Source organism: Pseudomonas sp. FW305-70 (genome assembly GCF_058783925.1).
Window position 1 is genome coordinate 21,309 of the sequence record NZ_JBYSYZ010000048.1, and the last position, 19,854, is coordinate 41,162.

Consider the following 19,854-nt stretch of genomic DNA (forward strand, 5'->3'; position numbering starts at 1 on the left):
TTCTGCCCGTGGCGTCTGTGACGTTTACACGCTCCTTCGCAGTATCGATTTTTTACGGAAACTTTACGGGGCGGGGGCGTTAGAATATCGGACGGACGATACAGGGATGTTTCAACAGGATGCCGATACATACAGACATTGCTTCAAGATCCACGCAGGCCGTCGCTCTTGAACAGGAAGAGCTGTTCCCCATTCGCGAGGTGGCGCGACTGACAGGTGTCAACCCGGTCACGCTTCGCGCCTGGGAGCGACGTTATGGCCTGATTGTTCCAACACGCACCGATAGCGGGCATCGACTGTATTCGCTGTCCGATATTGAGCGCGTTCGCAGCATCCTCGGCTGGATCGAACGCGGTGTTGCGGTCAGCAGGATCGGCAAGATCCTGGCCAGGACCGAGCAACACCAGGCATTGTCGCACATCATCCCCAACAGCCTCGTGGAAGCCGATTACGCGCAGTGGCAGCAGCAGGTTCTTGCGGCGGTCAACGGGTTTGACGACCTTCAGCTGGAGCAGGTCTACGGGCAAATCTTTTCCAGTTACGCCCTGCCGGTGGTGTTTCAGGACATTCTGATCCCCGTCTGGAAGCAGTTGTTGCAACGCCAGGACCAGTTCGGCGTAACCAGCGAGTGGCTGTTCCTGGATGGTTTTCTACGTTCCCGGGTCGTGCAGCGCTTGCTGTTGACGCGCGAGAAGCAACCGCATCACGTGGTCATCTGTGCCCTGGATGGTCACTGTCGGGAGCTGGAGCTGTTGGTCGCCGCCCTGTTCCTGAGTTCCGGGCCATCAACCATTCGCGTATTGAACATAGGTCAGCCATTCGAGGAGCTGGCGCTGATGTGTGAAAGGATCAAGCCCGTGGCACTGGTGCTGTTTTCCAATCATGTACCGAATGCCGAGTTGCCGCGTCGCTTGAATCGCCTGGCCATGGGCCTGGAGTGTCGATTGTTGTTGGCCGGTGATGCCTCTGACCTGGCGCAGGACAGCCTGGCCGGGTCATCGATCGGTTGCCTGGGCAATGAAGGGAAGGTCATGAGCCAGCGTCTGAAGCAGTTCCTGGCGGGAAATCTGGATACTTAAAGTTCAGAGATGCAGCGTTGGATGAGTCAAACGATGCTGTTGCAGGATGAACTGACGCAGACGCTCGGTTTCGTCCGTATCGCTCTGGTTCAGTTGATAGGCGTAGAAGCCCTGTTCGTTTTCTTTCTCGAAGGTGCCGCGCACGGCAATCCGCTCATAGCCTGAGGGGCTGAACCACAAGGCGAAATGCTTCGGTGGCTTGGTCTTGTTGCGAACCTCCAGCAAAACCCCTTTGCACGACACTTCGTGTACCCACAGGGTGCCGGGTTGACCCTGGGCGTTTTCCAGCGCTACCGGCTCGTCCAGTACCAGACGCCAAGGCCGGACCATGGGCCCGTCTTCATAGATGCTCGGCACGCCGAGACGCAAATGCATCGCATGAAACTCGTCTTCCACCAGGTGCAGGGGGAAGGTTATTTGCTGGTTTTCGAAGCTGGCTTGAATGGTGACCTGCTCATGGGCCGCCAGGCGGGTGAGCAGGTCACGGATTTGCGATCCACCGTTGACGAGCAGGCTCGACGTCGCATCCCGCACATTGAGTTGCGGGTTGTGTTGCATGGTCTGGATGAAATCCAGCTCATCCTGGGTCAGGAGTGCGTCACGTTGCATGGCCAGCTCGAAAGATATAATTACAAAGTCATTGGTGATTGTAATTACTGACCATTAATTCTGAGTTTCGTTTGCGCCGTTCGTCGCCTTGAGCGCAGCAAGCTCAGCCTGGAGTTCAGCCACCCGTCCCTCCAGTTGTGCCACGCGCTGTTGCGCCTTGACCTGCACGGTGACGTCTTTCTGCACACCGACAAAGTAGGTTTGCCCGTCCGCCGGATTTTTCACCGTTGAAAGGGACAGCTCATTCCAGAACGGTGTGCCGTCCTTGCGGTAGTTGCGCAGTATTTCCCGGCAGGAACCTTCTCGGTTCAAGGCGTCGCGAATCAATGGCAGGGCTTCCTGGTCGCGGTCCCCCGACTGCAGGAAGCGACAATCCTGATAGAGGATCTCTTCGCTGGAGTACCCCGTCAGGCGTTCGAACGCGGGGTTGACGTAAATGAGGATTTTGTCCTGATCGCCTTCCTTTTCGGCAATCACGATGCCGTCGTTGGAGGCATTGATCACCATTTGCAGCAGTTGAGCATTAATCATCGGAGTATCCTTTCCTGATTGATTGTCAATTGCATTCTAAAAGAATAATCACGACTGTGGTGTTAATATCCGGGTCTTTTACTCGGATTCAGGATCAGATTGATGAAAGTCGCCATCATTTCCGGCTCGGTGTACGGCACGGCCGAAGAAGTTGCCCGCCACGCCGCCAGCCTGTTGAAAGCCGCCGGTTTCGAAACCTGGCATAACCCGCGTGCGACCCTCGCCGACGTCCAGGCGTTTGGCCCAGAAGCCTTTCTGGCGGTGACCTCGACCACCGGCATGGGTGAGCTGCCGGACAATCTGCAACCACTGTATTCGACCATTCGTGACCAATTGCCAGCTGCCTGGCGCGGTTTGCCGGGGGCGGTGATCGGATTGGGCGATGCGAGTTATGGCGATACTTTTTGTGGCGGCGGCGAGCTGATGCGCGAATTGTTCGGTGAACTGGGCATTCGCGAAGTGCTGCCGATGCTGCGCCTGGATGCCAGCGAGAGCGTGACCCCAGAGACGGACGCCGAGCCCTGGCTGGCGGACCTGATCAGCGCACTGCGCACCTGACGTTACTCCGATATCCATGCCAGTCAGGGTTCTGCCAGTACGGTAAAAAACTGCCTGTCAGACCATCGCGGGCGCCGGTCGTTTGACAGGGATCCATGGGTGGCAGGGCGACTGACTCGTAGGGTCACCAAGCTGGCTGCCAATGCAACTACACGAACCCCAAGGGCTGACTAGACTCGGTGAACATAGGAAACACTCCATAATAAAAACACCGAGGCTTCTTGCCGTGACTGTCGCTCCCATCCAATCGCCACACAGTGTCAAAGACCAGGTCAGTGCTGCCGAGTGGCAGACCCGCGTCGACCTGGCCGCCTGTTATCGCCTGGTTGCCCAACATGGTTGGGATGACCTGATCTTTACCCACATCTCCGCCAAGGTGCCCGGCACCGAAGATTTCCTGATCAACCCGTTCGGGCTGATGTTTCACGAAATGACCGCGTCGAGCCTGGTCAAGGTGGATCAGGCCGGCAACAAGCTGATGGACAGTCCTTACGAGATCAATCCGGCGGGTTACACCATCCACAGCGCCGTGCATGAAGTGCGTCACGATGTGGTTTGTGTGCTGCACACCCACACGGCTTCAGGGGTGGCGGTCTCGGCACAGAAGCAGGGCGTACTGCCGATCAGCCAACAATCGTTGTTCGTGCTTTCCAGCCTGGCCTACCACGCCTACGAAGGTGTGGCGCTCAACCATGAAGAGAAGGTGCGGCTGCAGGCCGACCTCGGTGAAAACAATTTCCTGATGCTGCATAACCACGGTCTGCTGACCTGCGGCAGCACCATCGCCGATACGTTCCTGATGATGTTTACCTTTCAGCGTGCCTGCGACATTCAGGTCATGGCACAAAACGGTGCGGCTGAACTGATTGCCATCGAACCGCAGATCCTGGCCGGCGCCAAAGCCATGATCGCGGGTGTCACCAGAAGTGCTCAAGGAATGGGCGGAGCGCTGGCGTGGCCGGCGCTGCTGCGCAAGCTCGATAAACTGGACCCGGGTTATAAACTCTAATGGCACTTGCCGAGATTCCTCTGTGTGTCTGGCGCAAACGCAGCCAGACGTTCGTGTTCCGTGGCCACAGCATCCGTTACTGGACGGCGGGTCAGGGTGAGCCGCTGTTGCTGATTCACGGTTTTCCGTCCGCCAGCTGGGACTGGCATTACCTGTGGCAGCCATTGACCCAGCGCTTTCGCGTGATCGCTTGCGACATGCTGGGCTTCGGCGATTCGGCCAAACCGGCGAACCACGAATACAGCCTGCTGGAGCAAGCGGATCTGCAACAGGCACTGCTTGAGCACCTGAATGTCGAGCAGCCGGTGCACCTGTTCGCCCACGACTATGGCGATAGCGTGGCCCAGGAACTGCTGGCCCGGCATTACGAGTCGCGGGTGGAGCTGGCCAGTTGTGTGTTTCTCAACGGCGGGTTGTTTCCGGAAACCCACCGCCCGGTATTGATGCAAAAGCTCTTGCTCAGCCCTTTGGGCTGGATGATTGGCCGCGCCTTCAGCCGTGATGGCCTGGTGAGAAGCTTTCGGCAGATTTTCGGCCCGCAAACCCGTCCCAGTGAAAGCCAGATGGATGACTTCTGGAGCCTGGTCGAAAGCCAGCGTGGGCCAAGGATCATGCACAAGTTGATCGCCTACATCCCGGAGCGACGCGTCTGGCGCAACCGGTGGGTGAGCGCGATGCAGCGCGGTGAAGTGCCGCTGCGAGTGATCGATGGCGGGGTCGATCCGATCTCCGGTGTGCATATGGTCGAGCGTTACCGGGAACTGATCCCGGATGCGGACACCGTGGTGTTGCCCGACATCGGTCACTACCCGCAGATCGAGGCACCTTGCGAGGTCCTCAGGCACTACCTGGCGTTTCGCGATCAACTGCTTTCCCCTCCGCGCAAAGTCGCCTGCTCCTGATTCGCAGCGTGAACCTGCTCTGCTTCTGTGGCGAGGGGGCTTGCCCCCGTTCGGCTGCGAAGCAGTCGTAAAACCTGTGTCCCGGATTGAATGCCTCAGGGCCGCTTCGCGACCCGACGGGAGCAAGCTCCCTCGCCACAAGGGCCGCGCAACCTGTTGACGCGATCATCATCCCCCAGCCTTATCGCGCACCATTCAGCCTCCCCCGTATTGATTGTGACCCGCTGCGCCGTGCCGGACACTCGGACTCATCGTCCCTTGGCCTGCTGGAGTCCCCCCATGAATGAGCCTGTGCGCTTCGAAGATAAAGTCGTGATCATTACCGGTGCCGGTGGCGGCCTGGGACGGGCGCATGCGCTGCTGTTCGCCAAACAGGGCGCCAGGGTTCTGGTCAACGACCTGGGCGGCTCGACCCAGGGCGAAGGCGCCAGCGCCTCGGCCGCCGCCCGCGTGGTAGCGGACATTCGCGAGGCCGGCGGCATCGCCGAGGCCAACCACGATTCGGTCACTGACGGTGACAAACTGGTCCAGCACGCCCTGGACGTCTTCGGTCGCGTCGACGTGGTGGTCAACAACGCCGGGATCCTGCGTGACAAGACCTTCCACAAAATGGAAGACGCCGACTGGGATCTGGTTTACCGCGTCCACGTCGAAGGTGCCTACAAAGTCACCCGTGCCGCCTGGCCACATATGCGCGAGCAGAACTACGGCCGGGTGATTTTCACCGCGTCGACCTCGGGTATCTATGGCAATTTCGGCCAGTCCAACTACGGCATGGCCAAGCTCGGTCTCTACGGCCTGACCCGCACCCTGGCCATCGAAGGCCGCAAGAACAATATCCTGGTCAACGCCATCGCCCCCACCGGCGGCACACGCATGACCGAAGGCCTGATCCCGCCGCAAGTCTTCGAACAGCTCAAGCCGGAACTGGTCAGCCCGTTGGTGGTGTACCTGGCCAGCGAGAACTGCCAGGAAACCTCCGGTTTGTTCGAGGTCGGCGGTGGCTGGATGGGCAAGGTCCGCTGGGAACGCAGCCTCGGTGTCGGGTTCGATCCACGGGCCGGCTTCTCACCGGAAGACGTGGCGGCGCACTGGCAGCAGATTTGCGACTTCGAAGGTGCGGCGCATCCGAAGGACAACATCGAAGCGCTGAAGGAAATGATGGGGAATTTGCAGAAGTATTCGCTCTGACATTGCCGGCAAGGTCACATTGACTGACCTTGCCGGTGGCTGCATCTGTCGGTTGGAAAATTGTTTGCCATCGATCAGCCGGAAAAGTATTTGAATACCAGTGCCTTCAGATTGGCGGCTGTCTGCGCATCCATTTTCCCGTCAAATTTTTCCGGGCGAAAATGCATCTGGAATGCCCGTACCAACTGTTGAAAACCACCTTCCGACGAGGCGCCCGAAACATCGTATCCATAGGACTTGAACAGCCCCAGCAATTCGCTTCGGCCTGGAACACCCGATGTGGTGTATTGGCTCAGATACTGGTCCCGAGTGGCTTCATCGAACCAGGCGCCGACGCCTTTCAGGTACAGCGCCTGCCAGGGAAACATTGGCCCCGGGTCGCTCTTGCGGCCGATTGAAATATCGGAGTGGCCCAACACCTGCGTTGGCGTGATATCCGGGTTGCGCTTGAGGATGTTCAGCGCCAGTAGTTCAATCGCGGCAATCTGCTCGGGGTGATACGGCGGGAAGGTGAATTGGCCTTTGTTGTCAGTCGCCAGGTTGACCACCTCAATGCCGATTGACGTGTCATTTAGATTGCTACGGTTACCCCACTGACTGACGCCCGCATGCCAAGCGCGATGGGTTTCATCCACCAGGTTGAACACTTCCTGCCCGGTATAACCGGCTTTCAGGTAGCTGGGGTCGGTGATATCCGGAACCAGATAGTGCGCGCTGACATTCGGGCCGGTCAGGGCACTGACAGAATTTGAGAAGTTAGCGGCGGTGTAATGAAGAATCAGAAAGCGTATTCGGCTGTTGAAGCTTCTGGCTGAGCGATACTTGTTGTAGTCGATGGGCTTCATGGTTGCACTCGCAATAAGTAAGTTTGCAGTCGGACGAAGATCAAGGTTGTTCGCCGACTTGCTGGTCAACTTAATGGCCCGAGTGCGATAGATGTTTACCTATGCTTGTAGTTGCTTTCTGAAAGAAATGTAGGAGCCAGCTTGCTGGCGATGGACTCCAGTGCGCCGCGTTTATCCGGTTCACACGCGTTATCGTTAACGACCATCGCTGGCAAGCCAGCTCCCACAAGGGACCGCGTCCGCGTCGTTTTTCACGCAATACCTGTAGGAGCCAGCTTGCTGGCGATGGACTCCAGTGCGCCGCGTGTATCCGGTTCACACGCGTTATCGTTAACGACCATCGCTGCGATGCGGCGACCCGACAAGCCAGCTCCTGCTGGGGACCGTGCCCGCGCTGAAAATGAGGCCCATAAAAAAGGCCGCTGCAAACGCAGCGGCCAAAGTAAGACGTTGGATCAGGAGCTACAAATCAACGTCAGTGAACACGGAGTGATGAACCGAATCCTCGATTCATCTGAAATCTTTCAGTCACGGCGCAGGCTCCGTGGCAGCCAGGTAAGAATAAGCCCTCGTTGCTGTAGGAAAAATACCAATTCCCGACATGCACTGTTGCAGCCCCGGCAACAGTCAGGATTCGGCTGCTCGACGTCCGGGTGATGACCCTGTGCCAGTCATCCTTTAGAGGTACACCACGAATACCTCCTTGGTGCGCTTATCGATCCCGATGCCCGGCAGTAGGGTGACGCCTTCTGTCACTCACCGGGGAAGACGCATGACAAAAACAACAATGCGCGCCATCTTCACACCGCAGGCGCTGGCGGCCGCGGTCGCATTGGGCTGCTGTGCCCAGGCTCAGGCCATTTCGTTCGGCATCGGGGAAATCGAGGGGACGTTCGACTCCTCATTGTCGGTCGGCGCGAGTTGGGGCATGCGTGATGCGGATGATGCTCTGGTAGGCACTGTCAATGGCGGTTCCGGTCAGTCTTCGACCGGTGACGACGGGCGCCTGAACTTCAAGAAAGGTGAAACCTTCTCGAAGATCTCCAAGGGTATTCACGACCTCGAACTGAAGTACGGCGACACCGGCGCGTTTGTGCGTGGCAAGTACTGGTACGACTTCGAGCTGAAGGATGAAAGCCGCCCATTCAAGGACATCAGCGATCACAATCGCAAAGAAGGCGCCAAGTCTTCAGGCGGACAAATCCTCGACGCATTCGTCTATCACAACTACTCCCTCGCCGATTTGCCGGGCACGGTGCGTGCCGGCAAGCAGGTGGTCAGTTGGGGGGAGAGCACCTTCATCGGCAACTCGATCAACAGTATCAACCCGGTCGACGTGTCCGCGTTCCGTCGTCCTGGAGCCGAGATCAAGGAGGGCCTGATCCCGGTCAACATGCTGTTCGCCTCCCAGGGCCTGACGGAGAAGTTGACCGTGGAAGGCTTCTATCAACTGGAATGGGATCAGACGGTCGTCGATAACTGCGGCACCTTCTTTGGTGTCGATGTGGTGGCCGATGGCTGCAACAAGGGCTACACCGTCGCCAGCCCGGCCATTGCACCCTTGCAGCCGATTGCGGCTGCCTTTGGCCAGGGCTTCGAGGTCAGCAAAGAGGGCGTGATCGTTCCCCGTGGCGGCGACCGTGATGCCCGGGATTCCGGACAGTGGGGTACGGCGTTGCGCTGGCTGGGGGACGACACTGAGTACGGCCTGTACTTCATGAATTATCACAGCCGCAGCCCCAACGTCGGGACCACCACCGCCGGGCTCAGCACGCTGGCAAGCCTTCCGGGAATCGTCGCCGCCGCCAACCGAATCGCCCCCGGCAGCGGTTCAGGCCTGGCCCAGAGTGTGATGCTCGGTCGCGGCCAGTATTACCTCGAATACCCGGAGGACATCCGCCTCTACGGCGCCAGCTTCGCCACCACCTTATCGACCGGCACTGCGTGGAGCGGGGAGATCAGCTACCGCCCCAACCTCCCGGTGCAGGTCAACACCAATGACCTGACCCTGGCCATGCTCAATCCGATTGCAGGCGGTGCGGCGTCGCCCATCGCCACGTCACCGGGGGCTGACAACACAGGTTACCGCCGCAAGGAGGTGACGCAGATCCAGAGCACCCTGACGCACTTCATCGATCAGGTCGCCGGTGCCGATCGCCTGACGCTGGTGGGTGAGGCGGCGGTGGTTCGGGTCGGTGGCCTGGAAGCACGTACGAAGTTGCGCTACGGCCGCGACTCGGTGTATGGCCAGTATGGTTTCGGCGGCGATACCGACGGCTTCGTGACCTCGACTTCATGGGGTTATCGCGCTCGGGCCATCCTCGACTACAACAACCTCATCGCCGGGATCAACGTCAGGCCCAATCTCTCGTGGTCCCACGACGTCTCCGGCTATGGCCCCAACGGCCTGTTCAACGAAGGCGCCAAGGCCATCAGCCTCGGTGTCGATGCGGACTATCGCAACACCTATACCGCAAGCCTCAGTTACACCGATTTTTTCGGCGGGGACTACAACGTCCTCACCGACCGTGACTTCGTGGCGTTGAGCTTTGGTGTGAACTTCTGACCCGGCTGATAAGGATGATTTCGATGCGCAAGATGATGTTGCAATTGGGCGTGCTGACCCTCGGGTTGCTGGCCGCCAACGTGATGGCCGCGGTGTCGCCAGAGGAAGCCAGCAAGCTCGGCACCAGCCTTACACCGCTCGGAGCCGAGAAGGCCGGCAATGCCGATGGTTCGATTCCGGCCTGGACCGGTGGCATCCCGAAAAACGCTGGCGCGGTGGACAGCAAAGGTTTCCTGGCCGACCCGTTCGCCAACGAAAAGCCATTGTTCGTGATCACCGCAGCGACCGTCGACCAGTACAAGGACAAGCTTTCCGACGGCCAGATAGCGATGTTCAAGCGCTACCCCGAGACTTACAAGATCCCGGTCTATCCCAGCCACCGCACCGTGGCGTTACCGGCAGAAATCTATGAGTCGGCCAAGCGCAGTGCACTGAACGTAACGCCGATCAACGACGGTAACGGTCTGGCCAACTTCACCGGCAATCGCTACTACGCGTTCCCGATTCCGAAGAATGGCGTGGAAGTGATCTGGAACCACGTCACCCGTTACCACGGCGGCAATCTGCGTCGCACCATCACCCAGGCGACGCCGCAATCCAATGGTGACTTCACGGTGATCCGCTTCAAGGACGAAGTTGCCGTACCGTCGTTGCTCAGCGATCTGAAACCGGGCAGCGACGATAACGTGCTCAACTACTTCAAGCAGGAGGTGACCGCACCGGCGCGGCTGGCGGGCAACGTGCTGCTGGTTCACGAGACGCTCGATCAGGTCAAGGAACCGCGCAAGGCCTGGATCTACAACGCCGGCCAGCGTCGGGTACGGCGTGCGCCACAGGTCGCCTATGACGGTGTCGGCACCTCATCCGATGGCCTGCGCACCACCGACAACTTCGACATGTTTTCCGGCGCGCCGGATCGCTACGACTGGAAGCTGATTGGCAAGAAGGAAATGTACATCCCCTACAACAGCTACAAGCTCGACTCGCCAGACCTCAAGTACACCGATGTGATCAAGGCCGGGCACATCAACCAGGACCTGACCCGCTATGAGTTGCACCGGGTCTGGGAAGTCGTCGCCACGGTCAAGCCGAACGAGCGGCACGTGTACGCCAAGCGCCACATGTACATCGACGAAGACAGCTGGCAAGTGGCGCTGGCCGACCATTACGACGGGCGTGGACAGCTCTGGCGCGTCGCCGAAGGGCATGCCCAGTTCTACTACGATCACCAGGTGCCGGCCTATACCGTCGAAGCGCTGTATGACCTGATTGCCGGTCGCTATATCGCACTGGGAATGAAGAACGAAGAAAAGCGCAGCTTCGAATTCAACATCGATGCAAAAGCGGGGGACTACACACCAGCAGCCTTGCGTAGCACGGGGGTCAGGTAGGTTTCCTACAGGCTCCTACACAAAAGGGTGACTTTGCGGTCACCTTTTTTATAGGGGACGATCAGTGTGTTGAATACTTCTTCAACAAGCGCTCGGGAGAGGTCTAGGGTGGCGCCAGAATTATAAAAAAGGCGCATCACAATGACTGCAATGACGCACTGTCTGGACCGCTCAGGCCTTGTGCCCCGACTGTCGTCTCATCATCTGTCCCGCGAGCGGCTGATCGAGCCCATGCTGGTGTCGACCGCGAGGGTGAAGTTGCTTTGCGCACCGCCCGGCAGTGGCAAGAGCGCGTTGCTCAGCGAATGCCTGCTGCGGGCGCCGAAGCACTGTCGGGTCTGTTGGCTGCCGCTGGCGGGGGAGTCGTTGAGTGCTGCCGATTTTCTATTGCGACTGACGCAAGCGCTGGATCTGCCCTCGGCGGATGAGCCCGGACTGCTGGCGCATCTGGCCCGATTACAGACCCCGACCTGGCTGTTTCTGGATGATTACTGCCGTGCACCCAACCCGGAACTCGACCGGATGCTCGATCGCCTGTTGGCCGTCGCCAGCCCGGCGCTGACCTGGTGGCTGGGCTCCCGTCGTCGACCCTCCTGCAACTGGCCGCGGCTGCTGCTCGATGATGAGTTGTACGAGTGCGAAGGTCGGGCGCTGGCGTTTACCGAGGTCGAGGTCGGGCAGTTACTCGGTCATGTCGAGCCGACCCTGGCGGCCCAGACCGCCAAGAGGGTGGTTGAGCGCAGCGGTGGTTGGTGCGCCGGTGTGCGGATTGCGTTGCTCAATGGTTGCCCGTGGTCGGTTGAGCAGGGGCGTTCGGCAACGTTGCTCGATTATCTGCAGCACGAGTTGTTCAACACCTTGCCACCGGAGTTGGTTGAGGTCTGGCAGGTGTTGGTTCATCTGCCACGCTTCAACGCCAGCCTGTGCGAGCATCTTTTCGGTACGGGTGAGGGCGCGCAGTGGCTGCACGCGTTGCAGGACATGGGCTGCTTCATTGAGCCTTGGGAAGACTCCGTCGAGTGGTTGCGGATCTTCGAGCCACTGGCCCGGGCAATGGCGGAAGAGCCGACCCCGGCCGGGCGATCCTGGCATCGCCGCGCGTGCCAATGGTTCAGCGCCGAAGAGGACTGGCAAGGTGCGTTTGAGCAGGCGCTGTTGGCGCAGGAGTTCGAAGTGGCGGTCAGTCTGTTGCAGCACTTCAGCCTCGAACATTTGTTCCGGCGCGAAAATGTCTGCCTGTTGTTGAAACTCCACGAGCGTCAACAGGCTGAGCTGACCCTTGTTACGCCGCAATTGGTCGGGCTGGTCAGCGCGGCGTTGTTGTTTGCCGGACGTTTCGATCCTGCCGCCGCGTGCATCGAGCAACTGGCACGATTTACCCCGCAGCCTACGCAGGCGCTGCAACGGCAACTGTTGGCACGCTGGCAGGCGCAAAAAGGCTGGCTGCTGCATTTGCAAGGCCGTATGGAGGCGGCTCGCGGACACTTTCTCGAAGCGCTGGCCGAGTTGAGCGTCGATGCCTGGCCGGCGCGAGTGTTGTGCCTGTCAGGGCTGACCCAGCAAGCGTTGCTCAACGCCGAACTCGATGTGGCGCAGACGTTCAATCGCGAGGCACTGTGCCTGGCGCGCGCCCAAGGCTCGCTATTGTTCGAAGGGCTGCTTGAACTCGATCACGCGCAGTTGCTGGAGATGCGCGGAGCGCCCCGACGCGCCGAGAGCTTGTTGGCTGATACGGTTGCGCTGTTGTCTCGAGAGGCTGATCGACCGACGCCGCTATTGGGGCGAATTGCCCTGCGCCGAGGACGGTTGGCCCTCTGTCAGGGACAAGATGAACTGGCCGCCGGTTTCTTCCAGTCCGGCCTGCAGGACTGCCTGCAAAGCCAGGACAAGCACGCGCTGTATGGCTTTCTCGGGCAAGCGCAGATGGCTGCCAACCAGCGCGATTATGCCCATGCGTTTGATCGTCTGCGCGAAGCCGAACGGTTGATGCAGCAACGGCAGATCCCCGACACGGTTTATCGCAGCGTACTGCTGCAAATCAGCAGTCATTTCTGGCTGCAACAAGGGCGCCCGGAGTTGGTCCGGGAAGCGCTGACCCGAGTCTTGCGTCATTATCGCGGGGCCCATGCACGCCAGGCACCACCCGCCACGCTGCAACTGATTGCGCGTATCGAATACCAGTTGGTGTTGGCCGAGACTCAACTTCAATTGGCGCAAAGTCCATTGGATCGTCTCAAGGCGTTACTCAAGCAGGCGCAACAACAGGCCATGCTGGCGCTGGAAACGGAGTTGCAATTGGCAATCTGCGAAGTGGCGGACCTGACGGGCGAGCCGGACATGGCTCATGCCGCACTGGAGGCCGGCCTGGCCTTGGTGAAGCGTTGTCATGGGCAGCAGGCATTGCGTGATTTGAATTTGCGCCAGCCGAGTCTGATCTGTCGTCTACAGGGCGCGGCGCCAGTGGTCGATAGAGACACCGATGTCAGTTTGCTGAGCGGGCGAGAGCTTGAAGTACTGGACCTGATCGCCCAAGGCAACTCCAATCAGCAAATCGCCGAACAACTGTTCATTTCGTTGCATACGGTGAAAACCCATGCCCGGCGCATTCACAGCAAGTTGGGTGTGGAGCGACGCACACAGGCAGTTGCCATGGCGAAGAAGCTGGGATTGATAATGCAGGTTTGGTAAGTGTTGGTTTTTGGTTTTGAAATGAATTAAAGGCATGCGCCAACTCTGCCTGGTTGGCACAGCTGTGCCAGTCAGGTCGCGGATGCGGCGGGTTCATGCCCCATGCGCCAGCTGACCGCACGGCTGGCGGATAACAGGCGCTGCGCCGCCGGTCCGTTTTCATCGGCATGGAACAAGGATGTCGGCCCCACCACTGTCAGCACGGCAACCACTCTGCCCATCGCGTTGAACACCGGTGCCGACAAGGCATCCACCCCTGGCAGCAGCAAGCCATGTACATGGTGCAAACCGCGTGCGCGGATTCGTTCGCACTGGGCCGCGTAGGCCTGATCGTCTGCCAGCACATGGGCTGCGTGGGCCTGCAATTCCTGCGCGCGCAAATCCTCGGTCTCGCGCTTCGGCAGGTAGGCGCCAAATACCAGTCCCGTCGAAGAGCTGAGCAGCGGCAGCACCGAGCCCAGTTGTGTCACCACCGTCACCGCACGCACTGCTGGCTCGATGTGCACCACGGTCGCGCCCTGATTGCCCCATACCGCCAGAAAGCAGGTTTCGTTCAAGTCATCACGCAGCTCGGCCAGGGGCAGGGCGGCGACTTTCAGCACGTCCATACTGTTGAGTGCTGCCAACCCCACGCGCAAGGCTTCACGGCCCAGGCCGTAATGGTTGGTCGCTGCGTTCTGTTCGGCAAATCCGCTGGCAATCAGCGCCTGTAAATAGCGGTGGACCTTGCTCGCTGGCATCTGCACGTGCTCGGCCAAGCGCGACAGCGAGGTCGAAGGCGACAACTCGGCCAGTGCCTTGAGGATGTCAGTGCCCACCTCGGCCGAGCGGACTTTCTGTTTACCGTTGTTGTCGCTGGTTTTTTCCATGGTGGCTGGGATCCCGGGACGAATGGGCGTCTTTATAGCTTGACGGTCAATACCAATCAAATTACGTTATGCGTAATCAAATTACGATAAAAATAACCCAGGCGTGCCTCGACCTCTGCAACAGAGTGAGCGGCCACTGCCGACTCCCTGTTCAGGAGGCTCCATGAACCCCGATTCAACGATGCCAGCGCTGGCCTACCTGTCAGGCTTTGGCAACGAATTCAGCAGTGAAGCCTTGCCCGGCGCACTGCCTGTCGGCCAGAACTCCCCGCAAAAAGCCCCGTACGGTCTCTACACCGAGCTGTTCTCCGGCACGGCGTTCACCATGCCGCGCAGCGAGGGGCGGCGGACGTGGATGTACCGCATTCAGCCGTCGGCCAATCACCCGGCATTCGTCAAGCTTGACCGGCAACTGGCCGGCGGCCCGCTGGGTGAGGTGACCCCCAACCGCCTGCGCTGGAACCCGCTGGACATTCCCGCCGAGCCGACCGACTTCATCGACGGCCTGGTGAGCATGGCCGCCAACTCGGGCGCGGAAAAGCCGGCCGGTATCAGCATCTACAACTACCGCGCGAACCGTTCCATGGAGCGCGTGTTCTTCAACGCCGACGGCGAGATGTTGCTGGTGCCTGAACTGGGGCGCCTGCGCATTGCCACCGAACTGGGCGTGCTTGAGCTGGAACCGCTGGAAATTGCCGTGCTGCCACGCGGCCTTAAATTCCGCATCGAACTGCTCGACCCACAGTCCCGTGGTTATGTCGCCGAAAACCATGGCGCACCGTTGCGTCTGCCGGACCTGGGGCCGATTGGCAGCAATGGCCTGGCCAATCCGCGGGACTTCCTGACCCCGGTGGCGGCCTACGAGAACCTGCAACAACCCACCACGCTGGTGCAGAAATTCCTCGGCCAGCTGTGGGCGTGCGAGCTCAATCATTCGCCGCTCAACGTGGTTGCCTGGCACGGTAACAACGTGCCATACAAATATGACCTGCGCCGTTTCAACACCATCGGCACCGTCAGTTTCGATCACCCCGATCCGTCGATCTTCACCGTCCTGACCTCGCCGACCAGCGTTCATGGCCTGGCCAACCTCGATTTCGTGATCTTCCCTCCGCGCTGGATGGTGGCCGAGAAAACCTTCCGTCCGCCGTGGTTCCACCGGAACCTGATGAACGAATTCATGGGGTTGATCCAGGGCGAATACGATGCCAAGGCCGAAGGCTTTGTGCCCGGCGGTGCTTCGCTGCACAGCTGCATGAGCGCCCATGGTCCCGACGGAGAGACGTGCACCAAAGCGATCAACGCTGACCTCAAACCGGCGAAAATCGACAACACCATGGCATTCATGTTCGAGACCAGCCAGGTGTTGCGTCCGAGCCGTTTCGCCCTCGATTGCCCGCAACTGCAAAACACTTACGATGCCTGCTGGGCTACGCTGCCCGCCACTTTCGACCCGACCCGGAGATAACCCATGACGCAGACTTCCATCACTCGCAGCTGGGTTGCATCCGCTAACGGCCATGCGGATTTCCCCCTGCAAAACCTGCCGCTGGGCGTGTTCAGCCTCAACGGCTCGGCACCGCGCAGTGGCGTGGCCATCGGCGAACACATCTTTGACTTGCAAGCGGCCCTTGAGGCCGGGTTGTTCGATGGCGCTGCGAAAGCCGCGGTCGAAGCGACCCTTGGCGGTCAGTTGAATGCCTTCTTCGAACTGGGGCGTGAGGCTCGCGTCGCGTTGCGCGAGCGTTTGCTGGAACTGTTCGCCGAGGGCAGCACCCTGCACGGCAAGATCGAAGCCCAGGGCGCAAAACTGCTGCCGCTGGCGGCGGATTGCGAGATGCACCTGCCGGCAAAAATCAATGATTACACCGACTTCTACGTCGGCATCGAGCACGCGCAGAACGTCGGCAAATTGTTTCGTCCCGACAACCCGTTGCTGCCGAACTACAAGTACGTGCCAATCGGCTACCACGGTCGTGCGTCGACCATTCGCCCGTCCGGTACCGACGTCCGTCGTCCGAAAGGCCAGACGTTGCCGGCCGGTCAGAGCGAACCGACGTTCGGCCCTTGTGCGCGCCTGGACTACGAACTGGAGCTGGGCATCTGGATCGGCCAGGGCAACGACATGGGCGACTCGATTGCCATCGGCGACGCCGCCGATCACATCGCCGGTTTCTGTCTGCTCAACGACTGGTCGGCACGGGACATCCAGGCTTGGGAATACCAGCCGTTGGGGCCGTTCCTGTCGAAAAGCTTCATCACCAGCATCTCGCCGTGGGTCGTCACCGCCGAAGCGCTGGAGCCGTTCCGTCGTGCCCAGCCTGCGCGTCCGCAAGGCGATCCGCAGCCGCTGCCGTACCTGCTGGACAAGCGTGATCAAGCCGCTGGCGGGTTCGACATCGAACTGGAAGTGCTGCTGCTCACCGAGGCCATGCGCGAGCAGAACCTGCCGGCCCATCGCCTGACCTTGAGCAACACACAGCACATGTACTGGACCGTGGCGCAAATGGTCGCGCATCACAGCGTCAATGGCTGCCAATTGCAGGCTGGTGATCTGTTCGGTTCGGGCACCTTGTCGGGGCCGGAGAACGGTCAGTTCGGCAGCCTGCTGGAAATCACCGAAGGCGGTAAAAAGCCGATCGAACTGGCCTCGGGCGAGGTGCGCAAGTTCCTTGAGGACGGTGACGAAATCATCCTGCGCGGCCGTTGCCGCCGCGACGGTTTCGCGTCCATCGGTTTCGGTGAGTGCCGCGGCAAAGTGCTGCCGGCGCGCTGAGAGGAGCGGGGCATGGAACTCTATACCTACTACCGTTCGACGTCGTCGTACCGGGTGCGTATCGCGTTGGCGCTCAAGGGCCTGGATTATCAATCCCTGCCCGTCAACCTGATCGCACCCCAGGGCGGCGAGCATCGGCAGCCGCCTTATCTGGGTATCAATCCGCAAGGCCGGGTGCCGGCCTTGCGTACCGATGAAGGCGAGTTGCTGATCCAGTCTCCCGCGATCATCGAATACCTGGAGGAACGTTATCCACAGGTGCCGCTGCTGTCCAGGGACCTCGCCACCCGCGCACATGAGCGTGGCGTGGCGGCAGTGATCGGCTGCGATGTGCACCCGCTGCACAACGTCAGCGTGCTCAACCGGCTGCGCCAGTCGGGTCACGACGAACCGCAGGTGGTGGAGTGGATCGGCCACTGGGTCGGCCAGGGACTGGCCACGGTAGAGCAGTTGATCGGTGATGACGGTTACTGCTTCGGCCTCGAGCCGGGGCTGGCGGACGTCTACTTGATTCCGCAGCTGTACGCGGCCGAGCGTTTCAATGTTTCTCTTGAGGCTTATCCACGCATCCGGCGAGTGGCGGCATTGGCGGCGACGCACCCGGCGTTCATCCAGGCGCATCCGGCGAATCAGCCAGATACGCCATGACCCAATGTGGGAGCGGCGGTGCGGCGGTCCGACTTGCTCGCGAAAGCGGTGTGTCAGCCACATTATTGTTGGCTGACACGCCCTCTTCGCGAGCAAGCCCGCTCCCACAGGAGGGGACTGTGATTAATGGACGATGGCATTCGGCGGTAGATGCCCCAGCCGGTCCGTGAGGCGAATCCGCTGGATGGGATCGTCGCTGAGCAGCAGTGCGTGCTCCAGATCAAAACGCTCGGCGTTCGGGCAGTCCAGCCGTTGGTACAGGCTGGCCCGGGCCAGATAGTCGGCGGTACTGGCATTGCCCAGTTCCAGGACGCGCCCGGCGTCGATCAGGGCATTGATGAAGTCGTCGTGGGAGAGGTACAACTGGCGCAGGTTGCGCGACAGCCGTTGCAGCATCTGCACTGGCTCGGCGGTGACCAGATGGTCGGCGCTGAGCTTCATGTCCGGGCCATACTGGCGGTGCAACAACTCTCGGCAATCGTTCGGATAAAGGCGACGGCCGCCGCAGGGATCGAGCAAATGATCGGAGCCCGGCACCCGCAGCAGGAAATGCCCGGGAAAGTTGACCCCGACCATGGGGATCTCCAGGCCCCTGGCCAACTCCAGCGCAATCAACCCCAGCGTCAAGGGTTGCCCTCGTCGGCGCTCCAGCACTTTGTCTATCAGTGCCACTTGCGGGCGCAAGGGTGTGAAGTCGTCCTGGGCGAAGCCCAGGTCGTTCATGCGCCGCAATAGCGGTTGCGCCAGTTCACTGACCGGCAGCATCGGCAAGCCACCGCTGACCCGTTGCTGCAATTCCTGGAAGTCGGCCAGTACCGCCTGGGGCTTTACTTCACCGTCATGCTCGACCGCAATCCATAGCGCGGCCTCGAACAGCGCGGGCGGTGAACGTTGCAGGCAGGCGAAGAACGATTGGCGCGGGGTCATCAAAATCTCCGGGCAATGCCTCGTTTTAGTCCCCTCTCCGGCATTCGTCCAGTGCTGCGCAAGAGCGAATTCCGGTTATTTCCGAAAGCCTGCATCGCAGCCGTGCTTATTCCGGTGCGCTTCTGCAATTTTCGGGCGCAAGCCTATACTGGCGTCTACAAGAAGTGATTCGGGAGCCTGACGATGTTCGCTCTCATGCAAAGTACTCGCCTTGAATCGCTGCATCTGAGCGTTGACCCGGTCACCGGGTTAAAGGCGGTCATTGCCATTCATAACAGCCGACTGGGGCCTGCCCTGGGTGGTTGTCGTTATCTTGCCTATCCCAGCGACGAATCTGCGGTCGAGGATGCGGTGCGCCTCGCCCAAGGCATGAGTTACAAGGCGGCACTGGCCGGCCTGGCCCAGGGCGGCGGCGTCGCGGTGATCATTCGCCCCGTTCATGTGGCCAACCGCGCCGCGCTGTTCGAAGCCTTCGGGCGCTGTATCAATCAGCTGGACGGGCGCTACATCACAGCCATCGACAGCGGCACCTCAGTGGCGGACATGGATTGCATCGCCCAACAGACCCAACACGTCACCAGCACCACCTCGGCGGGTGACCCCGCGCCGCACGCGGCGATGGGCGTATTCACCGGCATTCGCGCCACTGCGATGGCGCGACTGGGCAGCGATAACCTCGAAGGTCTGCGCGTCGCCATTCAGGGCTTGGGCAACGTCGGTTATGCCCTGGCAGAACAGTTACATGCCGCCGGTGCCGAACTGCTGGTCAGCGATATCGATCACGGCAAGGTGCAACTGGCGATGGAGCAACTCGGGGCTCACCCCATCGCCAACGACGCACTGCTCAGCACGCCTTGCGATATTCTTGCGCCATGCGGTTTGGGCGGGGTGCTGAACAGCCACAGCGTGACGCAACTGCGCTGCTCGGCAGTGGCCGGCTCGGCGAACAATCAGCTGACGCATCTGGATGTCGCCGATCAACTGGAACGTCGCGGTATCCTGTACGCACCGGATTACGTGATCAACGCTGGCGGGTTGATCTATGTGTCGCTCAAGCACCGTGGTGAAGAACTGTCGACCATCACCGCACACCTGTCGAAAATCAGCTCGCGCCTGACCGAGGTGTTTGCCCACGCCCAGGCGGAAAAACGTTCGCCGGCCCGGGTGGCGGACGAGTTGGCGGAAAAGGTGCTGTATCGATAATAAGATCAAAAGATCGCAGCCTTCGGCAGCTCCTACAAGTTGAACGTTATCCCGTGTAGGAG

17 protein-coding genes are annotated in these 19,854 nt (G+C 60.2%); 12 read left to right on the forward strand and 5 right to left on the reverse strand.

Annotation, left to right across the window (positions count from 1 at the left end; all coding sequences use genetic code 11):
• Positions 1–119: 119 nt before the first annotated feature.
• Positions 120–1,079, forward strand: coding sequence for a MerR family transcriptional regulator (locus tag AC3WN7_RS25190; protein WP_095965867.1), 960 nt, complete (start codon positions 120–122; stop codon positions 1,077–1,079).
• Positions 1,080–1,082: 3 nt separating this feature from the next.
• Here AC3WN7_RS25190 and AC3WN7_RS25195 read toward each other — a convergent pair whose 3' ends face one another.
• Both AC3WN7_RS25195 and AC3WN7_RS25200 read right to left on the reverse strand, forming a co-directional pair.
• Entirely contained in the window at positions 1,083–1,688 is a 606-nt protein-coding gene (locus AC3WN7_RS25195) for a hypothetical protein (RefSeq protein ID WP_095965866.1), read from the reverse strand.
• A gap of 54 nt (positions 1,689–1,742) precedes the next feature.
• Positions 1,743–2,219: a PAS domain-containing protein gene (locus AC3WN7_RS25200; RefSeq protein ID WP_095965865.1), complete on the reverse strand. Its 477-nt coding sequence runs from the start codon at positions 2,217–2,219 to the stop codon at positions 1,743–1,745.
• A 102-nt stretch (positions 2,220–2,321) separates the two neighbouring features.
• Here AC3WN7_RS25200 and AC3WN7_RS25205 point away from each other — a divergent pair, with 102 nt between their 5' ends.
• From AC3WN7_RS25205 to AC3WN7_RS25220, 4 genes are all read left to right on the forward strand, one after another.
• Positions 2,322–2,777, forward strand: a complete 456-nt coding sequence (locus AC3WN7_RS25205) for a flavodoxin (protein ID WP_095965864.1) — start codon at positions 2,322–2,324, stop codon at positions 2,775–2,777.
• A gap of 226 nt (positions 2,778–3,003) precedes the next feature.
• Positions 3,004–3,786 (forward strand): class II aldolase/adducin family protein, encoded by a 783-nt coding sequence (locus AC3WN7_RS25210; protein WP_095965863.1) that lies wholly within the window; start codon positions 3,004–3,006, stop codon positions 3,784–3,786.
• Positions 3,786–4,688, forward strand: coding sequence for an alpha/beta fold hydrolase (locus tag AC3WN7_RS25215; RefSeq protein WP_102675411.1), 903 nt, complete (start codon positions 3,786–3,788; stop codon positions 4,686–4,688). The genes AC3WN7_RS25210 and AC3WN7_RS25215 overlap by 1 nt, the downstream gene beginning before the upstream one ends.
• Before the next feature lie 279 nt (positions 4,689–4,967).
• On the forward strand, positions 4,968–5,879 hold the full coding sequence (locus AC3WN7_RS25220; protein WP_095965861.1) for an SDR family oxidoreductase: 912 nt from the start codon (positions 4,968–4,970) through the stop codon (positions 5,877–5,879).
• 74 nt (positions 5,880–5,953) lie between these two features.
• Here AC3WN7_RS25220 and AC3WN7_RS25225 read toward each other — a convergent pair whose 3' ends face one another.
• Positions 5,954–6,724: an N-acetylmuramoyl-L-alanine amidase gene (locus AC3WN7_RS25225; RefSeq protein ID WP_095965860.1), complete on the reverse strand. Its 771-nt coding sequence runs from the start codon at positions 6,722–6,724 to the stop codon at positions 5,954–5,956.
• Between the two features lie 772 nt (positions 6,725–7,496).
• Here AC3WN7_RS25225 and AC3WN7_RS25230 point away from each other — a divergent pair.
• The 3 genes from AC3WN7_RS25230 to AC3WN7_RS25240 all read left to right on the forward strand — a co-directional run bounded on the left by AC3WN7_RS25230 (position 7,497) and on the right by AC3WN7_RS25240 (position 13,369).
• Positions 7,497–9,290 carry a DUF1302 domain-containing protein gene (locus AC3WN7_RS25230; protein WP_102675412.1) on the forward strand — a complete coding sequence of 598 codons (1,794 nt, stop codon included), beginning with the start codon at positions 7,497–7,499 and terminating at the stop codon, positions 9,288–9,290.
• A 23-nt stretch (positions 9,291–9,313) separates the two neighbouring features.
• Positions 9,314–10,681 (forward strand): DUF1329 domain-containing protein, encoded by a 1,368-nt coding sequence (locus AC3WN7_RS25235; protein ID WP_102675413.1) that lies wholly within the window; start codon positions 9,314–9,316, stop codon positions 10,679–10,681.
• Positions 10,682–10,822: 141 nt separating this feature from the next.
• Positions 10,823–13,369 carry a LuxR C-terminal-related transcriptional regulator gene (locus AC3WN7_RS25240; protein ID WP_102675414.1) on the forward strand — a complete coding sequence of 849 codons (2,547 nt, stop codon included), beginning with the start codon at positions 10,823–10,825 and terminating at the stop codon, positions 13,367–13,369.
• A 71-nt stretch (positions 13,370–13,440) separates the two neighbouring features.
• Here the strand turns inward: AC3WN7_RS25240 and AC3WN7_RS25245 are convergent, their stop codons facing one another.
• Complete coding sequence (locus AC3WN7_RS25245; protein WP_102675415.1) at positions 13,441–14,238, reverse strand: IclR family transcriptional regulator; 798 nt, start codon at positions 14,236–14,238, stop codon at positions 13,441–13,443.
• Between the two features lie 163 nt (positions 14,239–14,401).
• On the opposite strand from AC3WN7_RS25245, the gene hmgA reads away from it, so the two are divergent.
• The 3 genes from hmgA to maiA are packed head-to-tail and all read left to right on the forward strand — an operon-like array spanning position 14,402 to position 17,662.
• Entirely contained in the window at positions 14,402–15,706 is a 1,305-nt protein-coding gene (hmgA, locus tag AC3WN7_RS25250; RefSeq protein ID WP_102675416.1) for a homogentisate 1,2-dioxygenase, read from the forward strand.
• Between the two features lie 3 nt (positions 15,707–15,709).
• Complete coding sequence (gene fahA / locus AC3WN7_RS25255; RefSeq protein WP_015093535.1) at positions 15,710–17,014, forward strand: fumarylacetoacetase; 1,305 nt, start codon at positions 15,710–15,712, stop codon at positions 17,012–17,014.
• 12 nt (positions 17,015–17,026) lie between these two features.
• Positions 17,027–17,662 (forward strand): maleylacetoacetate isomerase, encoded by a 636-nt coding sequence (gene maiA / locus AC3WN7_RS25260; RefSeq protein WP_102675417.1) that lies wholly within the window; start codon positions 17,027–17,029, stop codon positions 17,660–17,662.
• A 123-nt stretch (positions 17,663–17,785) separates the two neighbouring features.
• Here the strand turns inward: maiA and AC3WN7_RS25265 are convergent, their stop codons facing one another.
• On the reverse strand, positions 17,786–18,589 hold the full coding sequence (locus AC3WN7_RS25265; RefSeq protein ID WP_102675418.1) for a SirB1 family protein: 804 nt from the start codon (positions 18,587–18,589) through the stop codon (positions 17,786–17,788).
• Between the two features lie 183 nt (positions 18,590–18,772).
• Here AC3WN7_RS25265 and AC3WN7_RS25270 point away from each other — a divergent pair, with 183 nt between their 5' ends.
• Entirely contained in the window at positions 18,773–19,792 is a 1,020-nt protein-coding gene (locus tag AC3WN7_RS25270; protein ID WP_007970336.1) for a Glu/Leu/Phe/Val dehydrogenase family protein, read from the forward strand.
• Positions 19,793–19,854 lie beyond the last annotated feature (62 nt).

What these genes read in the sequence shown, in the direction of transcription:
- AC3WN7_RS25190 (WP_095965867.1), top strand. Translation starts at nt 120, where the DNA reads ATGCCGATACATACAGACATTGCTTCAAGATCCACGCAGGCCGTCGCT.
- AC3WN7_RS25195 (WP_095965866.1), bottom strand. Translation starts at nt 1,688, where the DNA reads ATGCAACGTGACGCACTCCTGACCCAGGATGAGCTGGATTTCATCCAG.
- AC3WN7_RS25200 (WP_095965865.1), bottom strand. Translation starts at nt 2,219, where the DNA reads ATGATTAATGCTCAACTGCTGCAAATGGTGATCAATGCCTCCAACGAC.
- AC3WN7_RS25205 (WP_095965864.1), top strand. Translation starts at nt 2,322, where the DNA reads ATGAAAGTCGCCATCATTTCCGGCTCGGTGTACGGCACGGCCGAAGAA.
- AC3WN7_RS25215 (WP_102675411.1), top strand. Translation starts at nt 3,786, where the DNA reads ATGGCACTTGCCGAGATTCCTCTGTGTGTCTGGCGCAAACGCAGCCAG.
- AC3WN7_RS25220 (WP_095965861.1), top strand. Translation starts at nt 4,968, where the DNA reads ATGAATGAGCCTGTGCGCTTCGAAGATAAAGTCGTGATCATTACCGGT.
- AC3WN7_RS25225 (WP_095965860.1), bottom strand. Translation starts at nt 6,724, where the DNA reads ATGAAGCCCATCGACTACAACAAGTATCGCTCAGCCAGAAGCTTCAAC.
- AC3WN7_RS25230 (WP_102675412.1), top strand. Translation starts at nt 7,497, where the DNA reads ATGACAAAAACAACAATGCGCGCCATCTTCACACCGCAGGCGCTGGCG.
- AC3WN7_RS25235 (WP_102675413.1), top strand. Translation starts at nt 9,314, where the DNA reads ATGCGCAAGATGATGTTGCAATTGGGCGTGCTGACCCTCGGGTTGCTG.
- AC3WN7_RS25240 (WP_102675414.1), top strand. Translation starts at nt 10,823, where the DNA reads ATGACTGCAATGACGCACTGTCTGGACCGCTCAGGCCTTGTGCCCCGA.
- AC3WN7_RS25245 (WP_102675415.1), bottom strand. Translation starts at nt 14,238, where the DNA reads ATGGAAAAAACCAGCGACAACAACGGTAAACAGAAAGTCCGCTCGGCC.
- hmgA (WP_102675416.1), top strand. Translation starts at nt 14,402, where the DNA reads ATGAACCCCGATTCAACGATGCCAGCGCTGGCCTACCTGTCAGGCTTT.
- fahA (WP_015093535.1), top strand. Translation starts at nt 15,710, where the DNA reads ATGACGCAGACTTCCATCACTCGCAGCTGGGTTGCATCCGCTAACGGC.
- maiA (WP_102675417.1), top strand. Translation starts at nt 17,027, where the DNA reads ATGGAACTCTATACCTACTACCGTTCGACGTCGTCGTACCGGGTGCGT.
- AC3WN7_RS25265 (WP_102675418.1), bottom strand. Translation starts at nt 18,589, where the DNA reads ATGACCCCGCGCCAATCGTTCTTCGCCTGCCTGCAACGTTCACCGCCC.
- AC3WN7_RS25270 (WP_007970336.1), top strand. Translation starts at nt 18,773, where the DNA reads ATGTTCGCTCTCATGCAAAGTACTCGCCTTGAATCGCTGCATCTGAGC.